This window comes from Ruegeria denitrificans, assembly GCF_001458295.1.
GTDB lineage: Bacteria > Pseudomonadota > Alphaproteobacteria > Rhodobacterales > Rhodobacteraceae > Ruegeria > Ruegeria denitrificans.
This window is the reverse complement of the sequence record NZ_CYUD01000005.1, coordinates 164,977-186,278: the sequence shown is the minus strand read 5'-3', so window position 1 is coordinate 186,278 and position 21,302 is coordinate 164,977. Positions and strand designations below refer to the sequence as shown.

The window sequence follows — 21,302 nt, the reverse complement described above, 5'->3', positions numbered from 1 at the left end:
TCGGGTTATGTCAGTCCTGACCACGCGGGCCCGGTCCGTGGAAAGCAAACACACACAGGTCGCGATTTATTCGATGGGTGGTGAGATTAGTTCGGAACAGGCCGTGCGCGGCGCGATCCAGATGCATTCAAAACGCGTCTGGCGTTTTGGGCTGGCACTGTCCGGCGCATCGGACGTAGCCGACGACCTGTTGCAATCCACATGTCTGCGCGCGTTGGAACGGCACCACCAGGTCACGTCGCATGACCGGCTGGACAGCTGGCTGATGACGATCTGCCGTTCGATCTGGCTGAATGAGGTGCGAGCGCGTTCGGTTCGCAAGGCGCAAGCGCTGTCCGTGACACCCGAAGCAGACTTAATTGCACCCGGAAACGATTCAGAAACGAATATTTTTGCTACTGAAGTGTTTACACAAGTGATGCAGCTGCCAGAGGCGCAGCGGGAAACGGTTATGCTTGTGTTTGTTGAGGGCTATAGCTACCGCGAAGCTGCCGCGTTGCTGGAGGTGCCGATAGGAACTATCATGAGCCGGCTGTCCAATGCCCGGCAGAAATTGAAAACCGTGATGCAGCATGAGGCGGCAGACGCCGTTCGACGGAGTGGCAAATGAAGTTTTCCGATGAGACGCTGATGGCGTATCTGGAAGGCAAGCTGGATGAGGCCGAAATCCGTGCGATCGAAAGCGCGGTAGAGGCGGACCCTGCATTGGAACAGCGTCTGATGGCGCTGGACCCGTTCGCACCTGTGGTGCAGGCGGTTTTTGAACACGTACCTGCGGAAGCACCGCAGGTTGATCTGCCGCAGCCGATGGCCCCAGCTACGCCTGCCGGTGGTGGTCTGCGTTTGCTGGCCGTCGCGGCTGCGGTCGCTGTTGTGGCGGTGTCAGCGACCTTTTGGGCCACGCGGCCCGAGCCGTTGGGCTGGGCCCAACAGGCGGCGATTTATCAATCGCTTTATGTGCCGGATACAATTGCGTCGCTGGATAATTCCGCTCAGACATTGGACGCGCAATTCGCGCAGGCCGAGGCTCAGCTGGGCCGGTCATTGAACCGCGAAGAACTCGAAGCCTTGCCGGGAATGGAGCTGAAACGTGCACAGGTTCTGTCGTTCAAGGGTAAGCCGCTGATTCAGGTGGTTTTTGCCGATGCGCAGGGCCAACCCTTTGCCTTTTGTGTCATCCGACAGGGTGAGGGTGCGCCGAACAAGGATGTGACACAGGCGGTGCTCAGCGGTCTGGCCACAGCAACCTGGGCGCAGGATGGGTATGGTTACATGTTGATCGGTAGCGACGAGCAAACTGATCTGAGTGGGCAGCTGGATTTTCTGGCCACAAGTTTCGCTAGTTAAACGCGTAATGCGCAAAAACGCCTTGTGAAGCGTGGTGAATCCTCGAAATATGGCGGGTATGAAAAAGAAGCCCGTCATTCCTGATCCGGATGAGGACGCCGATGTGGTTGGTCCTGCCAGTATCTATGACGTTGATCCTCCCGAAGACGATGATTTGTGGTTCCTGCCGCCCGAGGATGAAGAAGCGGTCGAGGATTTTCTGCCCCCGGGTCCGAAAGTGGATCGCCGTCTGCTGTTCGACCCGCGGGATTGGCGCGCGGCACAGAACGAGCTTGCATTTGAACTGGCCGATCTGGCCACGATCTTTGGTGCTTTGGATGAACGTCTGCGGGCTGGGCCGGATGGGTGGACGCATCGGCTGGCGCTGATGGATGTGTCCGATTTGGGCTGGTGGACCGGGGATCGGATCAGTGTTGACCGGCTGGCTCTATGGACCGGTCTGCGGATCGGCGCGACCGGCGATGATGTGCAGGCCCTGTTTCGGGCGGGTTGGGCCGTGCGCCGTTTGACCGCCGGATCGGGCCCGTCCGAGGACGGGTGGGAGATTGGGTTGACCGCCTTTTTGGATCGTATGGCGCAAGGGATCGAAGACATCCCCGAAACGGTGGCCGATCTGGCCGAGGTGATGCGCAATGCCGAAGGCCTGCATCCGGTGACGCAGGCGGCAATGGGGTTTCATGCGTGGCGCGCCCTGTCGCAAGGAATTGGGCAGGATACCGAAGCCGCGATTATTGCGGCCCGTCACGCGGCGACGATGGGGCGAGGTGGGGCGATGTTCATGCCTTTGGCTTTGTCCGGTCCAGGCGCGTTGCGCGGGGTAGGGGAGGTGGACGAAAAGCTTTCGGCCTGGATCAGGGGGGCAGGGCAGGCGACATTGGCGGCGCTGATGCATCTTGATCGAGTCAGTGCCTGGGAACAGCGCGCGCGCGAAGCCACCAGCGGGCTGAGCGGGCGGACACCACCTTTGCTGATCGACGTTCTGACCGCCTGGCCGATGGTCTCGGCCCCGTTGGCCGAAGAACTGACGAAGGCGTCACGCGCAGCCGTACAGCGCAACATCGACCGGTTCACCCGGCGCGGTCTGATCCGTGAGGTGACAGGGCAGGGGCGCTACCGGGTCTGGACTGCGGCGTTGTGATCCAGCAGCCATTCGCGAAATGCACGCGCTGGCGGGCGCAATGCCGGGCGGGCCGGATAGACCAAGTGGTAGGCTTCCTGACCTGCCACCTGAATGTCAGGCAGACAAGGGACAAGACCTGATATTTCCATGATCCGATCAGATGCGGGCGCGCGGGCCAGTGCAATGCCGCCGCCGCTGGCCGATATCTCGGCCGCCATCAGCGAATTGTCGGCAAAGAAATACCGCGCCTGACCTGTTGGCAGACGCAGGGTATCGAACAGGTGTAGCCAGCTGGCGCGGTGGGTCGAGACTTCGATCAAGGGGAATCGGAACAGATCCTGAGGGCACTGAATCTGTTCGGCGATATCCGGCGGGGCCACGGGGTATAGGCGTTCCTGCAACAACGGATCGCTTTCAGTGCCATATAGGGTCGGATTGCCGAAAATGATCTGCACATCAGTGAACTGATTGGCAAAATCCGACACCAGATTGCCGGTGGTCAAAGACAGGCTGATCTGCGGATGGGCGACCTGAAATTCTGGTAGCCCTGTGGCCAGAACTCCATGCGCATAAAGCAGAATGGACTGCACAAACAGCCGCTGTTCGGGGGTTTCGCCGAACAACCCCGTGGTGGCAGTTTCCAACATCAGCAGAGATTGCTGAACCGATGGCAGATAAGCCCGCCCAGCCTCGGTCAGAGTCACGGCATGGGCATGGCGGTGAAACAACGGTGTGCCCAACCTTGTCTCCAGCGCCTTCACCTGTTGGCTGACGGCTGCTGCCGACATGTTCAGCTGTTCAGCCGCACGCGCAAAGCTTTCCGTGCGGGCCGCTGCTTCGAATACGCGTAACCAGTTGAGTGAGGGGATACGGGACGACATGAAGGCAGGCTAAGCTGAACTTATCCTTACAGGCAAGAGGTCGCGCGCTGACCCTGTGGTGTTCCGGTCTAATCTGTGTGCACCAGCTTTCCAGAGGTGCTTCATGCCGCAACCATCCCACGCCCTGACATCAGACCAGACCGCAAAATACTGGGAGGACGGATTTCTTTTTCCACTGACGATCTTCTCGCAAGACGAGGTCGCCGAAATTCGTGCTGAATTTGAACAGCTTGAACAGGACTGGCTTTCCGCCGATCTACCGCTGCCATTGAACACATATAAGCGTGTGAACGCACATCTGGTCATTCCATTGGCCGCAAAGGTTGCGCGCGATCCGCGGGTTCTGGATGTGGTCGAAGGCGTTTTGGGTCCGGACATCATGGTCTGGTCCGCAGAATTTTTTGTCAAAGAACCCAATACCAATCAAACGGTGGGCATGCATCAGGACCTGACTTATTGGGGTATGGGCGAGACGCCGGATCAGGTCACCGCCTGGATTGCGCTGTCCCCGGCTACGGTTGAAAGCGGCTGCATGGATTTCGTGCAAGGCAGTCATAAGAACCCGATCCTGCCGCACAATGACACCTATTCCGATACCAACCTTTTGTCGCGCGGACAGGAAGTTGCCGTCGACGTAGCAGACGAAGACAAAACCAATATCGAACTCGCACCGGGGCAAATGTCGCTGCACCACGGGCTGACTATTCATGGCTCGGGTCCGAACCGATCCGAGGATCGCAGGATTGGTTTGGCTATCCGCTATCTCAACCCCAATGCCCGGCAGTTGGTCGCGGATCGCGACTATGCCATGTTGGCCCGTGGTCAGGATGAACAATCAAATTTTGTGCATGTCGAGGCTCCAAGCGCCCCCTTCTCGGAGAACTCGCTTGCCTTATATGAACAAGTGCGTCGGGATCAGAGCAAAGCACTGGCGGATGGGGCCAAAAGTGACGTGCCGCTTTACGGTTTGGCCTGACCTTCAATCCAGATCCGAGGGCAGGCCAGACCGGCCTGTTCGCGGCACTTCTCACAAAACCACTGTTATCGTTCAGTTTCCCCGACTGATGGACCGGCAGGAATCAGCCGTCGGTACAATCATTCATTTTTTGCGTTGGGTTGCATTTCGTGAATTCTTGCTGTTTTTGAGTTGGAAAAGATGCATTCAGAATTTCGCGGGAAAATATGATGACTAAAAAGGCGTTGATTACAGGTATTACGGGCCAAGACGGGTCCTACCTGGCAGAATTTCTGCTGGAAAAAGGGTATGAAGTTCACGGAATTAAGCGCCGGGCGTCCTCTTTCAACACGCAGCGGATCGACCATATTTATCAGGATCCGCACGAACCCAATCCAAAACTGCACCTGCATTACGGTGATCTGAGCGACACGTCGAACTTGACCAGAATCATTCAAGAGGTGCAGCCGGACGAGGTGTACAACCTTGGGGCGCAGTCGCACGTTGCGGTCAGCTTTGAATCACCCGAGTACACGGCCGATGTTGATGCCATTGGGACCCTGCGTCTGTTGGAAGCGATCCGCTTTCTGGGACTGGAAAAGAAAACACGGTTTTATCAGGCGTCCACGTCTGAACTGTATGGTCTGGTCCAGGAAACACCGCAGCGCGAAACGACACCATTCCATCCGCGTTCGCCTTACGCGGTTGCCAAGCTGTATTCCTACTGGATCACGGTCAATTACCGCGAAGCTTATGGCATGTATGCCTGTAACGGCATCCTGTTTAACCACGAAAGCCCGCGTCGCGGGGAAACCTTTGTGACCCGCAAAATCACACGCGGTCTGGCCAATATCGCGCAAGGTCTAGAAGAGTGCCTTTACATGGGCAATATTGACAGTTTGCGTGATTGGGGTCACGCAAAGGATTATGTCCGGATGCAGTGGCTAATGCTCCAACAGGACAATCCTGAAGATTTTGTGATTGCGACCGGTGTCCAATATTCGGTCCGCCAGTTCATCGAATGGTCCGCGGCCGAACTGGGCATTGCGCTGGAATTCTCGGGCCAAGGTGTGGATGAAATCGCGACGGTATCGTCGATCGAAGGTGACAAAGCACCAGCGCTGAAACCCGGCGATGTGATCATGCGTATCGACCCGCAATATTTCCGCCCGGCCGAGGTGGAAACCCTGTTGGGCGATCCGTCGAATGCGAAAACCAAGCTGGGTTGGGTGCCTGAGCTGACCGTGCAGGAAATGTGCGCCGAAATGGTTGTCGAGGACCTGAAAACTGCAAAGCGACATGCTTTGTTGAAAGAGCATGGCTATGAATTGCCGGTAAGTCTGGAAAACGGCTGAGGAGCAAGACATGCGCAAGATCTACATAGCAGGTCACCGCGGCATGGTGGGTGGCGCAATTTTACGCCGCTTGCAGGATCGGCAGACAGCTGGTGAAGCGCTTGAGTTGATCACCCGCACCCATTCTGAACTCGACCTAACCGATCAGGCCGAAGTGCGCGATTTCATGCGATCCGAACGCCCGGATGTGGTGATTTTGGCTGCTGCCAAGGTAGGGGGGATTCACGCCAATAACACCTATCCGGCTGATTTCATCTACGACAACCTGATGATCGAATGTAACGTGATCCATCAGGCCTTTGCCGCCGGAGTAAAACACCTGCTGCAATTGGGAAGTTCCTGCATCTACCCGCGCGCCGCACCGCAGCCGATGCGCGAAGATGCGCTGCTGACCGGTGTGCTGGAACCCACAAATGAACCTTACGCCGTGGCCAAGATCGCCGGGATCAAGCTGTGTGAAAGCTATAACCGGCAGCACGGGGTCGACTATCGCTCGGTCATGCCAACGAACCTGTATGGTCCTGGCGATAACTTCCATCCCGAAAACAGCCATGTTCTTCCCGCCCTGATCCGACGCTTTCATGAGGCGAAGCGCGATGGTCTGGACGAAGTGGTGATTTGGGGCTCGGGCAAACCTCGCCGCGAATTTCTGCATGTGGACGACATGGCTGAGGCGTCGCTGTTCGTGCTGGACCTGCCACGTGATATATATGAGGCAAATACCGAGCCCATGCTGAGCCACATCAATGTTGGCCGCGGCGATGATGTTTCGATTGCTGAACTGGCTGGGTTGGTGGCTGAAACAACCGGTTTCACCGGGCGGGTTACGCAGGACACCAGTAAACCGGATGGCACCATGCGCAAGCTGATGAATGTGTCTCGTCTGGCCGATATGGGCTGGCGTGCGCGCATTGGGTTGGAAGACGGTATTCGGGAAACTTATTCGTGGTTTCTGGATCAGGCAGAAGCGGACTTGCGGGCGAAGTGATTGCCCGGGCCGAAGCCCGGGCAGTTTGCCAGCTTAGAACCAGCGACCAATTGCCGTGATCGACGGCGCAACGGGCGTTTCATCGAACAGCATTGACAGCACTTTTACGGTGACCGTCGTCTCTGACGGCGTATTCGACCCCAAAAACCGGTTGGCTGCGCCGCCATTTCCCGAAATCGCAGGTATGGATCCAGCTGCGAAAGGAGCCGGGAAGTTCCAAGGAATCGGCGTACTTGTAAACAAGGCACCTTTGGTGACAGTGCAGGGAGAGGGTGTTAGAAAAGCTGTGCAAATCTGTGTACCATCGGCAAAACGCACGTAGTCGCCATTTTCTGTCGAACCACGCTCGATTACCGCTCCGGTTGGTGTGCCACCATTTTCAGCAACGGATCCCAACAGATTGCCGGGCCCAAAGCCGTAGTCCGCCCGCATCAGGCGTCCAGGCGTGACATCATCAGCGCTAGCCTGGACAGCGGAACCACTGGCGGTGCCTGTAGTGGAATCAAGGCTCAGCGCGTCGGTCCAGGTGCTGCCATCAGGCGAGACCTTGATCGCAAAGACAGTATCCCCCGTCAGACCCATCTCGGCATGGCCGGTCCAGTTGGACTGGAACAACAAGGACGCGGTTTCGCCCGCATTGGCTTTGTTGATTTTTAACTGATGTCCGGCGCCTTCGTGGCTTAACAAAGTAGCCGGAGACTGAACTGACAAGCGGTTCGTGTTGTCATAACTGGTGCCGATCCCAGCGCCGTCCAAGTTCTGTGTGGCGACCGGAGGTTCGACCCAGGCTTCTCCGTCCCAGATTTGCAGTTGCCCAGAGGTTTCATCCCACGCACGCCAGCCCGTGCCAGGCGCCACGAAATGCCAGGTATTGTCCAGCCAGGCAGCCAACATCCCAGCTTGACCTGTCCAGTCTCCCGTCGGCGCGACACCCAATGCATGTACTTCACCCTCATTTGGAACGGCAGGAGGTGTCGACGCGTTTGTCGAGGCCACGCTCAGCTGGGCAACGATATCCAACCGTCGCAGCGCCTCGTTATGGGTAACATGTTTCTGGGCCTGCGAGGGTTGCAAAAATGGCAGGTTCAATCGAGGTGAATTCTGTGACACGGGCGTCCTCCTGTGGCTGTCGATCCGACAATTGCATTGCGCGCCACATTGCCTTTGCGCGACTGAATGCAGCCTGACCATGCCGGACGCCCGCAAAACCAATTGCTAACCTTTCAGAAGCATCAAAAAAACCGGGACGCAGAACGCCCCGGCTGTCTCGAGATGCCGTATCAAGGGAAACCCTGATAGAAAGTTTTCGGAAGCAGCTACTGCGCGGCCTGATCGGTTGCCACGATGTCGCGCAAATACTGGCTCAGATCGTCGCGCAAATCCTGGCGGGCCAGTGCAAAGGCAACCGTGGCCTGCAGGAACCCGGATTTTGAGCCACAGTCGAACCGCTGCCCATCGAACTTATACCCAAAGACGGGCACGCCATTGCAAATGTCTTCGGCGATGGCATCGGTCAGCTGAATCTCACCCCCACTGCCTTTTTTCTTCTGGTTCAGATTGTACAGTACCGAGGGTCCCAGAACATAGCGACCAATTACCGCCAGATTCGATGGTGCCTCTTCAGGTTTAGGTTTCTCAACCATACCGCGTGCTCGTACGACCGAGCCAATGTTTTCGCCCACATCCAGCACGCCGTATGAACTGGTCTTGTTGGCGGGAACCTCCATGGCCGCGACCATGTTACCGCCGGTTTCTTCATAAGCCTCGATCATCTGCTGCAGGCATGGCTTGTCGGCAGCAATCACGTCGTCGGGCAACATCACCGCAAACGGCTCATCACCAATCAATCGACGGGCGCACCAGACTGCATGGCCAAGCCCCAGCGCTTTGTGCTGACGAATATAGGCAATCGCACCACTTTCCATATTGGTGGCGCTCAAGGTTTCCAGCAACTCATCTTTGCCTTTGGACTTCAGCTCCTGCTCAAGAACCAGATTGTGGTCGAAATAATCTTCAAGTGCGGACTTGCCGCGTGACGTGACAAAAATGAATTCGGTGATGCCGGCGGCACGTGCCTCATCAATGGCATATTGTACCAGCGGGCGGTCAACCAACGTCATGATCTCTTTTGGGACCGACTTTGTCGCAGGCAGGAATCGGGTGCCAAGCCCTGCAACGGGGAAGATCGCCTTTGTGACCTTACGTGCCATATGACCTCTCAACTAACTTAAACTATGTCTGCCAATCTTTGTACTACGTGGACCACTTAGGCGCTGCGGACCGAACAATCAACGCTCACAAACAACCAGCACGTCTTTCCCAAAGATGGTGCCACCCGGTGAGGTAAGAGTCAAAACGATCGCGTTGTTTCAGTCGCCACATTGCGGATTTCTGCCCCGATCCACAGCGGCAACAGACATTTGGTTTGAAATTGATCTGCCTGTGAGGATGGTTGCGGCGGTTTTGCCACCTTCGGCATATCCCGAAGCCGGATGACCGGCCTCGGGGTTGGGGTCAGGCTCCGTTCATAATTGTGTCCAGCGAGTCATGTTCTGCCACGAAATGATCCGGCTTCACCTCACTCAATTGCGGTACATAATCGGTTTGACCTGCGGCCAACCGGCTGGGAAGAAACCGCAATGCGGCCTTAGGGTCCATGGGTGAAGGCAGCTCACCCGGCAGCTTCAACCGCTGACGGCTGCGTTCGACATCCGGGTCTGGAATCGGCACCGCCGAGATCAGGGATTTCGTGTAGGGATGGATTGGACCAGAACAGATCTCCTCTCCGTCGCCCAATTCGACAATCCGACCCAGATACAGAACCATAATCCGGTTAGAGACCGCCCGTACCACAGACAGGTCGTGGCTAATGAAGATCATCGACAGGCCAAATTCTTGTTGCAATTCGCGCAACAATTCCACGATTTGCGCCTGAATGGACACATCCAGTGCCGACACCGCCTCGTCACAGATGATCAGTTTGGGCTTGTTGATCATCGCCCGTGCAATGCCGACTCGCTGGTTCTGTCCACCGGACAGTTCATGCGGATAGCGGTTGATCATGTTGGCCTTCAGACCAACCCGCTCCATCATCTGCGCGACCATTTCCTTGCGCTCCCGATCTGTCAGGTCGGGGCGATAGGTCTTGAGCGGTTCCGCGATCGAGGCCGAGATCGTCATCCGCGGATCAAGGCTGGCCAACGGGTCCTGAAACACGATCTGCAAATCCTTTCGGTACTTGTTCAGCTCGGCCCGTTTCAATCCGACAATAGGATGCCCTAGCCAGCTGACATTGCCACCGCTGGGTTCGATCAGTTGCAGAACAGCGCGGGCCAGCGTGGATTTGCCACAACCGGATTCACCCACAACACCCAGCGTTTCACCTTTGCGGATGTCAAAGCTGACGCCATCCACGGCCTTTAGCGGCACCTTGCGCCCGAACAACCCGCCCGAAACATGGATAGGGAAGTGAACCTTGACGTCATCGACTTTCAGCAGTGGATCTTCGATCTTGTCCAAAGCCTTGGGCGCGTCGCCAGCGTCGATCCGTGGCATCGCATCAAGCAGAGTACGGGTGTATTCGTGCTGCGGTGCGCGGAAGATCTCGCGGGTGTCCCCGGCTTCGACAAATTGTCCCAGACGCATGACCTGAATGCGATCGCACATCCGTGCAACAACACCCATGTCATGGGTGATCAGGGCAATCGCGGTGCCTTCATCCTTTTGCAGGCGCACCATCAGGTCCAGAATGTCAGCCTGCACGGTGACGTCCAGCGCTGTGGTCGGCTCATCCGCGATCAACAGCTTGGGATTGCAAAGCATCGACATGGCAATCATCACGCGCTGGCGCATGCCGCCCGACAATTCGTGCGGGTATTGGTCCAGTCGGCGTTTTGCCTCGGGAATGCGAACACGATCCAGCCATTCCAGGCAACGGGCCCGTGCGGCGGACCCTTGCAGCCCTTCATGCACTTGCAGAACCTCTCGCATCTGCTGGCCGATCCGCAGATGCGGAGTCAGCGCTGTCAGCGGGTCCTGAAAGATCATGCCGACATCGTCGCCACGGATCTTGTTCAGCTTGTTGATGGGCAGGTTCAGGATTTCCTGGCCATTCAGCGTGGCAGATCCCAAGGCCTGCCCGGCAGGCGGCAACAGCCCCATCGCGGCCATAAAGGTCTGGCTTTTGCCCGACCCGCTTTCACCCACGATGCCAAGGCATTCGCCCGGATTAATGTCGAAACTGATGCCTTTGACGGCCTCGACCACGCCGTCAGCGGTGTTGAACTGGACGCGAAGGTCCTTAACAGAGAACAGACTCATATCAGCGATCCTTCGGGTCCAGAGCGTCACGCAAACCATCGCCGATGAAGAACATCGAGATGATGATGGCGACATAGATTGTCAGCGGGTACATCAACTGCCACAGCGTCCCGTAAGCCATCGTTCCTGCGCCTTCGGCGATCAGACGACCCAGAGACGTGTAGGGCTCCGAGATACCAAGCCCAAGGAACGAGATGAAGCTTTCCATCAGGATCATTTCCGGCACCAACAGCGAGGCATAGACAATCACCACACCCAACAGGTTGGGCAGGATATGGCGATACATGATGGTTAACTCACTGACACCGGCGGCGCGGGCGGCCTCAATGAACTCGCGGTTCTTTAGGGTCAGGGTTTGGCCTCGCACGATCCGCGCCATGGTCAGCCAGCCTACCGCGCCAAGCGCGATGAACAGCATAAAGAACGATCGCCCCGCCACGACCAGAAGCAAAATGACGATCAAAGTAGCCGGGATTGCCAGCAGGATGTCGACGAAACGCATCATGACGCCATCGGTGCGCCCGCCGATATATCCGGCGGCAATACCATAGCAGGTGCCGACGATCAGTGCAGTCGCCGCCCCGATCAATCCTACCAGCAGCGATGTTGTGGTGGCCTGAATGACGCGGCTGTAAAGATCGCGTCCTAGGTCGTCGACGCCGAAATAGTGCCCGGTTTCGATTGAAGGCATTCCCATGCCGGCTACGTCGCCCATGACGTTCCAGTCAATTTCCTCGTTGCTCCACACGGCGAAATACGGGCCGATGATCGTGAACAGGACGATCAGTCCCAATATGAATACGCTGGCCATCGCGGCCTTGTTGCGGACGAACCGCATTCGTGCGTCCTGCCATAGTGAACGCCCCTGAATAACCGTGTGGTCGGTAACGTCTCCGGCCAGCTGGGCGGCTTTTTGTGATTTTCCAAGCATTGCCAGCCCCTCAGTACCGGATTTTCGGATCGAACCAGGCATAGGCCAGGTCGGTCAGCAGGTTCACAACAACGGTCAGCGCCCCGTAGAGGATCGTGACCCCCAACAGCACCGCATAGTCCCGCGACAGGGCCGAGCCGACATAGGCCTGACCCAAACCCCCGGTCGAGAAATAGATGTCGACAAAGACCGAACCGGTCAGCACATAGACAAAAACCGGCCCCAGATAAGACACCACGGGCAGCAAAGTTGGCTTCAACGCATGGCGCCAGATCACGGTTCTGGTCGGCAGGCCCTTGGCGCGCGCGGTGCGGATGAAGTTCGAGTTCAGAACCTCAAGCATGGACGACCGCGTGATCCGCGCAATCGACCCCATGTATGAGGTCGCCAGCGCAATGACTGGCATGATCAGATATTGCCACTGACCACCATTCCAGCCGCCACCGGGTAGCAACCCAAGCCACAGAGTGAAAGTCAGGATCAGGATCGGGCCCATGATGAAGTTCGGCAGCGCCTGTGCGGCAATGCCCAGACCCACGGCGAAATAGTCGATCCAGCTGTTGTGCTTGATTGCGGCGGCGATCCCCAGACTCACACCAACAGTTGTGGCGGCCAGAAACGAAAGCGACCCATAGGTCAGCGAGATCGGAAAACCCTGCGCGATGATGTCGTTCACATCGCGGTCCTTGAACTTGAAGGACGGGCCGAAATCGAAATGCACGACGATGTTGTAGAGGTAATCCCACAACTGCTTCCACAGCGGTTGATCCAGCCCATAGCGGGCCTCGATATTAGCCAGAACTGCCGGTGGCAGAGGCCGCTCCGAGGTAAAGGGCCCACCGGGTGCGAAGTGCATCAGAAAGAAACAGGCGACGATTAGCAACAGGATCGTCGGTATGGCGACCAGTAGTCGCCGTAGACTATAGGCAAGCATTTCATGCCCCCATGATTATTGGCCCTGCCCCGGTTGCATCCGGGACAGGGCGTGGTTCAAAGACGATTACTCGGCGCGTTTATAGAGGTTCTTCGAGTACCAGTTCTGCTCAACATTGTTGATCGGCCAGTTCCCGACGTCGGTGTCCATCATGTAGACGCCAGCATAGTGGTAGATCGGGATCACAGGAGTTTCCTGCGCAATGATCCGCTCAACCTCTGTATACAGCGGTGCCGGGTTGTCCGAGGTTTTAGCTTCGGCCAGCAACTCGTCAACGCGGGCATTGTTGTACTTGCCGTCGTTGTAGCCCGATTGCGATTGCAGCAGATCCAGGAAAGTGGAAGCTTCGTTATAGTCGCCGCACCATGCGCCACGGGCTAGATCGAAGTTCTGGTTGCCACGCTCTTCCAGGAAGACTTTCCATTCCATGTTGGCCAGCTCAACACTCACACCCAGCTTCTGCTTCCACATCTGGCTCAGCGCAACGGCGACCTTTTTATGGTCTTCGTTGGTGTTGTAGACCATCTCGAAGCTCAGCGGATTGTCTGGGCCGTAACCGGCACCGGCCAGCAATTCCTTGGCCAGTTCATCCCGCTCGGGCTGAGTCATCGAGGCCATCTCGACCTCTGGGACCGTGAATCCAGCAGTCGCTTCGGGTGCAAAAGTGTAAGCCTGTGGCTGGCCACCAGCCATTACTTTTTCGGTGATGATCTCGCGATCAACGGCCAGTGACAGCGCCTGACGGACATTGGGGTCCTTGAACGCTTCGGGGCCGTCTTCTGTCAGGTTGAATGTATAATAGTAGTTACACAGGCGCGGAAAGCTGATGGCCTGATCTGGGTGTTCCTGGCTCATGCGGGGAAATTGCCCTGCGGGTACTTCGGTGCGGTCCAGTTCGCCAGCCAGATAGCGGGTCAAAGCGACGTTTTCGTCGTTAATGACCAGCGTCACTACTTTGTCCAGGATCGTGTTTTCATTGTCCCAGTACATCTCGTTACGCTCACGAACCGAGCGTTCCTGCGGCAAATGTTCGGTCCAGATATAGGCACCGTTCGAGACGATGTTTTCAGGCCGGGTCCAGGCGTCGCCGTGTTCCTCGATCACTTTCTGCGGGGCCGGGAAGGTGGTGGAGTGCGTGGTCATCTGCGGGAAATAGGGCAGGGGCGCGCTCAGGGTAACTTCCAGGGTGTGGTCGTCGATGGCTTTGACACCCAACTCATCAATTGGCTTGTTCCCGGCGATAATTTCAGCGGCATTCTCGATCGACATCAGTTCCATGAACCAGGCATAGGGCGAGGACAGTTCAGGATCGACAGCGCGTTTCCAGGCATAGACAAAATCACCTGCTGTCACCGGGTCGCCGTTGGACCATTTGGCGTTATCACGCAGGGTGAAGGTGTAAACATCTTTGGTGTCGTTGGTGGTGTACTCGGTGGCAACACCCGGAACCAGATTGCCGTCTTCGTCTTGGTTCATCAGACCTTCGAACAGGTCGCGGGTGATTTCGGCACCATAGGTATCTTCGACAACCTGCGGGTCGACCGAGCTGTGTTCATCACCAAGACGATAGATAAAGGTCTGATCATCCGCCAGCGCTTCGCCGGTGTCAGGATGGGTGCCAGCAGCAAAGGCGGCCCCGGTGATCATGGTCGTGGTCAACAACCCCGCCAGAGATGTACGAATATACTTGTTCATGTTTTTCTACTCCCGTTTTTGGTGATCCCGCATGCGCATCCATTCAGGATGGCTGCTGGCCACCTTGTTTGTCCGACCCAGAACAAGACCGGGACGTATTCGGGTTTTTGCTCTTCTGATCGCAAGGAACACCGCGTCGCAGTCTTTCGGTTTGCAGTCGGGAACTTGATTGCGAAAGTCGCCTTTCACTGCCGCCGAAGGTGGCATTATTTCAAATCGGGATAAAGATGCTGCACACAATTTAAGCAACTACAGGTGGATCGTAAGCGAAATGGGCGTAGGTTCGGAAATTTAATAATGAAACTTCACCCATTCTTGACATTTTTGTGAAGCCTGTCTCGCAAACTTGACGCCAAGGAAGGGCCGGAAGCAGCAAATTTTGCACGGGCAACGAACGAATCGTTACTGTGCCAAAGTGGATTTCATAGCGGCATTGGGAAAGCAGGTCGGGCTGCGCCCTGTAGCCTTTTGCCAGCGCCCGATCGAGCGTCGGGTCTTGAACCCCGGCAATCCATCCGCGCCTCCGACGTCATGACCCTGACTTTCCAGCGTTCGCTGCATGGCGGCGATGTCTGACCGGTACAGGGCGTCAACCTTGCCCCAACGGGCTTTGAAATCTCCGACACCATATTGAATGCGATCCCCGACATGGCCCACAAACAGGGCGTAGAGATCACTTTTGTTGTAATCCTTGAGCACATAGAAATTCGGCGTGACGATAAAGGCTGGCCCATTGCGTCCTGCGGGCATCATCAAAAACCCCTCGCCGGGCAGTTCGTGCGCTGGAAAAGGTCTGCCTGACACCCGTGAGATCCCCATCTCGGCCCAGTCCTGAATGGGCCGACCCTGATCCGGCCCCTCCAACGCACAGCTTATCTGGGTGGGAACCGTGACCTCGAACCCCCAATCCCGCCCGGTGACCCAGCCATGTTGTGACAGGAAATGCCCGATAGATGCGATTGTATCTTCGGCCGAGCCCCAGATATCTGCCCGCCCGTCGCCATTGCCATCCGCTGCGTAGGTCAGAAAGTTCGAGGGCATGAATTGCGGTTGACCCAAAGCACCTGCCCAACTGCTTTTCAACGTGCCCAGCGGTGGATGTCTGGCTTCGGCAATTTTCAGCGCGGCGATCAGTTCATCGGTGAAATAGGCGGACCGTGTGCTCATGAACCCCTTGGTCCCCAATACCTGAAAGGCATCGTGGCGGATTGGTACCTGACCATATCCGCTCTCACGGCCCCAAATGGCCAGAATGATTCGTCCGGGAACCCCGGTTTCCGCCTCGACTCTTGCCAAAGTCTCTGCGTGGCGCTTAGCCATTTGGCGCCCTGTGGCGGCTGCGCCCTGAACGGATCTTGCATTGAAATATCGACCGGGCGATCCGAATTCAGCCTGTTTTTGCTGTTTGAGTGTCTGTGCAGACTCACCCGGGGGTACCAGATCAGGTAACTTCCAGTTGAGTGTGACTCCGTCAAATGCCTGTCGCATGGTCGTGCGAGAAACACCTTTGGCTTTGGCCCGAGGCCAGACCGTATTCTGCAGCCACGCCTGAAACTGGCGTTCAACCGCCGCGCGGTCCTGCGCGTTTGCGCTTGTTGAAAGACACCAAAGGCTAAGGGCGAGAATAATCCAACGCATCACCAAAATGTCTCACCCGCCCGCGATGTTAAGTCAACCGCATCCTCAGGCTTGATTTGTGCAATCCTAATGCTGTGGTTGTTCACGCAGGGTGTGAAGCAAACGGCGGTTTTGGAAAAAACCTTGAGAAAATCTGTGACTCTGCCGATAGTTGGCCGAAACGAAGGCTCAAGAGGACGATCTGGCGTGGCCTTACTCAAACCTTCAGCAATGGCACTGGTGATCGCGGTTGTGGCGGCCTCGGCACAGATGACATGGGCAAGCAACAGTTTCATGGACCCACAAGGCCCTATTGCTGCAGTTCAGAAAACCCATTTGTTGCGGGCAACCGTTCTGATCATGATAGCCGTGTTGCCTGTTTTGGTATTGGTGCCGCTGATTGCCTTGCGGTACCGGCGGCGCAAGGGCAGCGCCGCTGAGTATCGGCCAAAATGGGATTTCTCGGCCAAGCTGGAATTTGCCATGTGGGGCGTGCCGGTCGTGATCGTGGCGCTGCTGTCCTTTTACCTGTGGAAAGCCACTCACTGGCTTGACCCTTATGCGGCCCCGTTCGGCGAGACGCCTGCGCTGAACGTGCAGGTCGTTGGCCTCGACTGGAAATGGCTGTTCATCTACCCAGACCTTGGTATCGCAACTGTTGGAGAGCTGGGTATTCCGGTCAAACAGCAAGTGGCGATGACGCTGACGACGGATACGGTGATGCAGTCCTTTATGATCCCGGCATTAGCGGGGCAGATTTATGCTATGCCCGGTATGACGACCCAGCTGCATCTGGTGGCTGACACGCCCGAAACGATGCAGGGCGAAAACACGCAGTATAATGGGCGGGGATTTACTAAGCAAAAATTTCTGACCCAGGCGATGCAATCCAAAGATTTTGAGGCTTGGGTTGAAAGCGTCCGCACCAACGGCATCCCACTGACTGATGACACCTACCGAACATTGGCCATGCGCACGGATCGTGATGAGGTGCAGGCGACATTGGGCACGCCGCTGATGCCGCTCAATGCGTTGTATTTCACGCTGGGGGAGGGCGATCTGTTCCAGTCTATTCTGCATCGTTATCATGGCGGGCAACCGCTGCCACCTGATCAACAACCGGGAACCGCTGAATTCGGGCAAGAGGGCGTGCAATGACCGACACTGGATTCTTTGGCCGCCTCAATTGGGATGCTTTCCCGATCACGGGTTTGATCCAAAATCCTAACGCGAATGAGATCGTGGCCAACTCAGCGGCAGCCATAGTGATCATTGGCGTCATCGTTGTGGTCGGATCGCTGACATGGTTTCGTCTGTGGGGCCCATTGTGGCGCGACTGGCTAACCAGTGCCGATCACAAGAAAATCGGCATCATGTATATCGTCTTTGCCATCGTCATGTTGGCGCGAGGCGTGCTTGAGGGCGTGGTCATGCGCGCTCAACAGGCTGTCGGGCCGGGTGACGGGTTTCTTGCAGCCGAACATTTCGCCGAACTGTTCAGTACCCACGGCACGATCATGGTGTTCTTTGTCGCCGTGCCCTTTGTCTTCGGGATCGCGAATTACCTGATCCCGCTGATGATCGGTGCGCGGGATGTGGCCTTTCCGGTGATGAACCAGATTAGCTTGGGCCTGACCGTCTCGGCGGGAATGATGCTGATGGTGTCGCTGGTGGTGGGCAATTTCTCGACTGGGGGGTGGACCGCCTATCCACCCTATACCGGTGCCGCATTTAACCCCGGCGTGGGGCCGGATTACTGGATCTGGGCCATTGTTGTATCGGGTATCGGAACCACGCTAACGGGGATCAACTTTGCCGTCACGATCTATAAGCTGCGCGCGCCAGGGATGAAATTCATGCGGCTGCCGATGTATTGCTGGACGATCATCAGCAGCTCGATCCTGATCATCTTCGCCATGCCGCCGCTAGGTGTGGCCGCGCTGATGCTGGCGGCGGATCGGTATCTGGATTTCCACTTTTTCACCAACGACCTTGGCGGCAACATGATGAACTATGCCAACCTGTTCTGGCTGTTCGGCCACCCCGAGGTCTATCTGCTGGTGCTGCCCGCCTATGGCATCTATTCCGAGGTTTTTGCTACCTTCTCGGCCAAGCGGCTTTATGGCTACAACTCATTGGTGATTGCCACGATGTGCATCGCGGTGTTGTCCTTCACCGTCTGGCTACACCATTTCTTTACCATGGGCCAAAGCGCGTTGATCAATGCGGTGTTCGGTATCGCTACTATGCTGATTGCCATTCCAACCGGGGTTAAGGCCTATGACTGGATGGCAACCTTGTACCGGGGCCGTATCCGGTTTTCGGTGCCGATGCTGTACGGCCTGTCCTTCTTGATGCTGTTCGTGATTGGCGGGTTGTCGGGTGTGATCCTAGCGAATCCGACGGTCGACTATCAGGTGCATAACACCCTGTTCCTCGTGGCCCATTTCCACAATGTTCTGCTGCCGGGTGTGCTGTTCGGTCTGCTGGCCGGATATAATTACTGGTTCCCTAAAGCATTTGGGTTCCGGCTGAACGAATATTGGGGCCGTATCACGGTGGCGCTGTGGACGGTCGGGTTCATGCTGACCTTCCTGCCGCTTTATTTTGTTGGGCTGATGGGGATGCCGCGCCGGTCGTTCAGTTGGGAGGACCCCAGTTTTCACCCTTATATGATCGTCGCTGTTATCGGTGCGTTGGTGATCCTGTCGGCGCTTTTGTCAGTGATCGTCCAATTGTGGGTCAGTATCCGCGACCGCGAAAAAACCCGCGTCCCGGTCGGCGATCCATGGGATGCGCGCACGCTGGAATGGTCGATCCCGTCGCCACCGCCTCCCTACAATTTTGCTGTCATCCCACGGGTGACGGATCGGGATAACTTTGCTGCCGCCAAAGAACGGGGTGAGGCCTATCCGACGCCGGAGGAATACGAGGATATTTCGATGCCGCGCAACACCGGGATCGGGTTCACTCTATGCGTGCTCAGCGGGGTCTGGATGTTCGCACTGGTCTGGTGGATCTGGTGGCTGGCCGTATTGGTAACTGCGTTGATGTTGCTGTCCTTTATCCTGTGGACCTTCCGGCTGGATACAGAACAGGTCATCCCCGCCGAAGAGGTTCGCAAACAGCACGAAGCCTGGTTGGATCTGGTACGCAGCGCAACGCCGGTGGATCGTGATCATGAAATTGCTCCGGAAAACCGCGGACTTGCCCGCCCAGATCTAGAGGCGGTGACATGAAGCGTGCGCCGACACATAGCTATCCGGGGCTAAACCTCGGGCGACGACATGCCAGTGCGGACCAGGCTGCCGAAGTTGTCACATTCGGATTCTGGGTCTTTTTGATGAGCGATCTGGTCTATTTCGGCCTGATGTTCGCCATCTACATCACCATGATCGACGCGCAGGCCGGAGGACCCGGCCCGCATGAGTTGTTCGACCTGTACAGCATCTTCGCACAGACTTTGATCCTACTGACCAGCAGCCTGACCGTAGGGCTGGCGATGTTGGCCTTGAAGTACAACTTGCCCCGTTGGAGGATTGTGTTCTGGTTCTGCGTGACGCTGGTACTAGGGCTCTGTTTTCTGGTTCTGGAAATCCGTGATTTCATGGCCATGGCTGAACAGGGCGGGATTCCCCAACGCAGCGGATTCCTTTCAGCTTTTTATGGGTTGGTGCCGTTGCACGGGTTACACGTTGCGGCCGGCTGCGTTTGGTTGATCGTACTGGGCATTCAACTTCGGATGTTTGGCCTAACCGATCTGCTGATGTCGCGCGTGGTGCGGTTGGCATTATTCTGGCATTTCCTCGATCTGATCTGGATCGGAATCATCACCATCGTTTATTTCGGAGGGCTGACCTATGGATAAGCGCAGCGAGATGCACAGGCGCGAGCGTCGGCGTTACGTCATCGGTTATGGCGGTTCGCTTTTGCTGACCGGGGCAGTTTTCACGATAGCCTATAAATACGGCATCGAAACCAAAGGGGTTTATCTTTCAATTGCGCTGCTCGGGCTGGCACAACTGATTGTGCAACTGGTCTATTTTCTGCATATCGACCGCCGCCGCAGCAGCCGTGAAGACCTGGATCTGATCCTGTTTTCCACGCTAGTCCTGCTGATCATCATCCTTGGAACGGTCTGGATCATGGGCAATCTGGCGGTACGAATGCATACTTATCCAATGTAGGAACTTACATCGGGTTGAGCTGATCTTGTTCCTGGCCATTCTGGTTTGCCAATTCTGGGAAAACGTTACCTGAGCCGCGTATCCTGCGCCTTAGCGTGTTAGAAAAAGCCCCAACAACAGAGCCAGCCAGCATAGTATCAGGCTAAGCAGGATGTTCCCGGCGGCCAGCGCAATTGTGCGTTGTCGCCGCAGTTCCAGTGACTGATAGGCAAAACTTGAGAAGGTGGTGAACCCGCCGCAGAATCCAAAAACCAGCCGTCTTTCTTCCTCGCCCAAATCGATTGGGCCGCCCAAATAACCAATCCACAGGCCCAGAAGCAGGCTGCCTACCACATTCACAATCAGTGTTGCCAGCGGTAAGTCGTGACGGACCTGCAAGGCGATCCAATGACGCAATACAGCACCCAGGCCACCACCCAGTCCAAACATGGCATGCAGGTACAGCTCGGTCATTTCATCGACTTTTGTTTGTGAAGCTGCCGTCCGATGGCTTCGCCCAGAATGGCGGCTGCAAGACCGACGGCGATCTCCAAAGCCGCGGCCGAGATCGCGCCCCAAAAATGAGCTGCAGCCATGCGCTCCAGTTCAGCTACAAATGAGGAAAACGTGGACAGCCCTCCGCAGAATCCAACCGCACCCAGATGCAACACATGGGCATGTACACGATGTCGTACCGAATAGAGCCAGCCGAGTATAAAACAGGCCACAACATTGATTCCGAACGTGGCAGTCACAATCGGAATACCGGGGATCTGGGCCGAGAACACCTCGCGCAGTAACGAGCCCGCGGCACCCCCTACGAATACGGCAACGAACATAATGGCCGTGGTCCGGACGGTGGGTCGGGTTTGTGTCACAGCCTGTTTTCCTGCCCAGTTGGATCTTTGTTTTTGGCATACCTACTGGCGCTGAGGGGATCAACTGTAACCAAGGACACAGCGCTCGTCACAAACCTGCTCGATCTCGTGAGTT

General features: G+C 56.6%; 20 protein-coding genes. 10 read left to right on the top strand and 10 right to left on the bottom strand.

All coding sequences use genetic code 11. From position 1 onward, the window contains the following. Positions 1-37: 37 nt before the first annotated feature. The 3 genes from RUE5091_RS09315 to RUE5091_RS09305 are packed head-to-tail and all read left to right on the top strand — an operon-like array spanning position 38 to position 2,485. Positions 38-610 (top strand): RNA polymerase sigma factor, encoded by a 573-nt coding sequence (locus RUE5091_RS09315; RefSeq protein WP_243470750.1) that lies wholly within the window; start codon positions 38-40, stop codon positions 608-610. After that, entirely contained in the window at positions 607-1,347 is a 741-nt protein-coding gene (locus RUE5091_RS09310) for an anti-sigma factor (RefSeq protein ID WP_058281626.1), read from the top strand. The genes RUE5091_RS09315 and RUE5091_RS09310 overlap by 4 nt, the downstream gene beginning before the upstream one ends. Positions 1,348-1,405: 58 nt before the next feature. Continuing rightward, positions 1,406-2,485, top strand: a complete 1,080-nt coding sequence (locus RUE5091_RS09305; RefSeq protein ID WP_082643612.1) for a helix-turn-helix domain-containing protein — start codon at positions 1,406-1,408, stop codon at positions 2,483-2,485. Here the strand turns inward: RUE5091_RS09305 and RUE5091_RS09300 are convergent. Beyond that, positions 2,458-3,348: a LysR family transcriptional regulator gene (locus RUE5091_RS09300; protein WP_058281625.1), complete on the bottom strand. Its 891-nt coding sequence runs from the start codon at positions 3,346-3,348 to the stop codon at positions 2,458-2,460. The two genes, RUE5091_RS09305 and RUE5091_RS09300, sit on opposite strands and share 28 nt — an antisense overlap. 103 nt (positions 3,349-3,451) lie before the next feature. Here RUE5091_RS09300 and RUE5091_RS09295 point away from each other — a divergent pair, with 103 nt between their 5' ends. From RUE5091_RS09295 to fcl, 3 genes are all read left to right on the top strand, one after another. Further along, a complete protein-coding gene (locus RUE5091_RS09295; RefSeq protein ID WP_058281624.1) occupies positions 3,452-4,324 on the top strand; it encodes a phytanoyl-CoA dioxygenase family protein in 873 nt (290 codons plus the stop codon). Between the two features lie 209 nt (positions 4,325-4,533). Beyond that, positions 4,534-5,658 (top strand): GDP-mannose 4,6-dehydratase, encoded by a 1,125-nt coding sequence (gmd, locus tag RUE5091_RS09290; RefSeq protein WP_058281623.1) that lies wholly within the window; start codon positions 4,534-4,536, stop codon positions 5,656-5,658. Positions 5,659-5,668: 10 nt separating this feature from the next. After that, positions 5,669-6,646, top strand: a complete 978-nt coding sequence (fcl, locus tag RUE5091_RS09285) for a GDP-L-fucose synthase (protein ID WP_058281622.1) — start codon at positions 5,669-5,671, stop codon at positions 6,644-6,646. A 33-nt stretch (positions 6,647-6,679) separates the two neighbouring features. Here the strand turns inward: fcl and RUE5091_RS09280 are convergent, their stop codons facing one another. The 7 genes from RUE5091_RS09280 to RUE5091_RS09245 all read right to left on the bottom strand — a co-directional run bounded on the left by RUE5091_RS09280 (position 6,680) and on the right by RUE5091_RS09245 (position 16,164). After that, positions 6,680-7,756 (bottom strand): DUF2793 domain-containing protein, encoded by a 1,077-nt coding sequence (locus RUE5091_RS09280; protein ID WP_058281621.1) that lies wholly within the window; start codon positions 7,754-7,756, stop codon positions 6,680-6,682. A 206-nt stretch (positions 7,757-7,962) separates the two neighbouring features. Further along, on the bottom strand, positions 7,963-8,856 hold the full coding sequence (gene galU, locus RUE5091_RS09275) for a UTP--glucose-1-phosphate uridylyltransferase GalU (protein ID WP_058281620.1): 894 nt from the start codon (positions 8,854-8,856) through the stop codon (positions 7,963-7,965). Positions 8,857-9,160: 304 nt separating this feature from the next. Then, on the bottom strand, positions 9,161-10,966 hold the full coding sequence (locus tag RUE5091_RS09270; RefSeq protein ID WP_058281619.1) for an ABC transporter ATP-binding protein: 1,806 nt from the start codon (positions 10,964-10,966) through the stop codon (positions 9,161-9,163). Position 10,967: 1 nt separating this feature from the next. After that, a complete protein-coding gene (locus RUE5091_RS09265) occupies positions 10,968-11,897 on the bottom strand; it encodes an ABC transporter permease subunit (RefSeq protein WP_058281618.1) in 930 nt (309 codons plus the stop codon). 10 nt (positions 11,898-11,907) lie between these two features. Continuing rightward, positions 11,908-12,831 carry an oligopeptide ABC transporter permease OppB gene (gene oppB / locus RUE5091_RS09260; RefSeq protein ID WP_058281617.1) on the bottom strand — a complete coding sequence of 308 codons (924 nt, stop codon included), beginning with the start codon at positions 12,829-12,831 and terminating at the stop codon, positions 11,908-11,910. Positions 12,832-12,897: 66 nt separating this feature from the next. Next, positions 12,898-14,526 carry a peptide ABC transporter substrate-binding protein gene (locus tag RUE5091_RS09255; protein WP_058281616.1) on the bottom strand — a complete coding sequence of 543 codons (1,629 nt, stop codon included), beginning with the start codon at positions 14,524-14,526 and terminating at the stop codon, positions 12,898-12,900. A 402-nt stretch (positions 14,527-14,928) separates the two neighbouring features. Beyond that, positions 14,929-16,164: a lytic murein transglycosylase gene (locus RUE5091_RS09245; protein WP_058281614.1), complete on the bottom strand. Its 1,236-nt coding sequence runs from the start codon at positions 16,162-16,164 to the stop codon at positions 14,929-14,931. Positions 16,165-16,350: 186 nt separating this feature from the next. On the opposite strand from RUE5091_RS09245, the gene RUE5091_RS09240 reads away from it, so the two are divergent. From RUE5091_RS09240 to RUE5091_RS09225, 4 genes are read left to right on the top strand one after another with little or no spacing between them, the layout of a single operon-like run. Further along, positions 16,351-17,301: a cytochrome ubiquinol oxidase subunit II gene (locus RUE5091_RS09240; RefSeq protein WP_243470749.1), complete on the top strand. Its 951-nt coding sequence runs from the start codon at positions 16,351-16,353 to the stop codon at positions 17,299-17,301. Then, positions 17,298-19,382, top strand: a complete 2,085-nt coding sequence (locus tag RUE5091_RS09235; RefSeq protein WP_082643597.1) for a cbb3-type cytochrome c oxidase subunit I — start codon at positions 17,298-17,300, stop codon at positions 19,380-19,382. Before RUE5091_RS09240 ends, RUE5091_RS09235 begins: the two co-directional genes overlap by 4 nt. Further along, entirely contained in the window at positions 19,379-20,011 is a 633-nt protein-coding gene (locus RUE5091_RS09230) for a cytochrome c oxidase subunit 3 (RefSeq protein WP_058281613.1), read from the top strand. The genes RUE5091_RS09235 and RUE5091_RS09230 overlap by 4 nt, the downstream gene beginning before the upstream one ends. After that, positions 20,004-20,330, top strand: coding sequence for a cytochrome o ubiquinol oxidase subunit IV (locus RUE5091_RS09225; protein WP_058281612.1), 327 nt, complete (start codon positions 20,004-20,006; stop codon positions 20,328-20,330). Before RUE5091_RS09230 ends, RUE5091_RS09225 begins: the two co-directional genes overlap by 8 nt. Positions 20,331-20,420: 90 nt before the next feature. Here the strand turns inward: RUE5091_RS09225 and RUE5091_RS09220 are convergent, their stop codons facing one another. Both RUE5091_RS09220 and RUE5091_RS09215 read right to left on the bottom strand, forming a co-directional pair. After that, positions 20,421-20,783, bottom strand: coding sequence for a fluoride efflux transporter FluC (locus tag RUE5091_RS09220; RefSeq protein ID WP_058281611.1), 363 nt, complete (start codon positions 20,781-20,783; stop codon positions 20,421-20,423). Then, entirely contained in the window at positions 20,780-21,187 is a 408-nt protein-coding gene (locus RUE5091_RS09215) for a fluoride efflux transporter FluC (RefSeq protein WP_243470748.1), read from the bottom strand. The genes RUE5091_RS09220 and RUE5091_RS09215 overlap by 4 nt, the downstream gene beginning before the upstream one ends. Positions 21,188-21,302 lie beyond the last annotated feature (115 nt).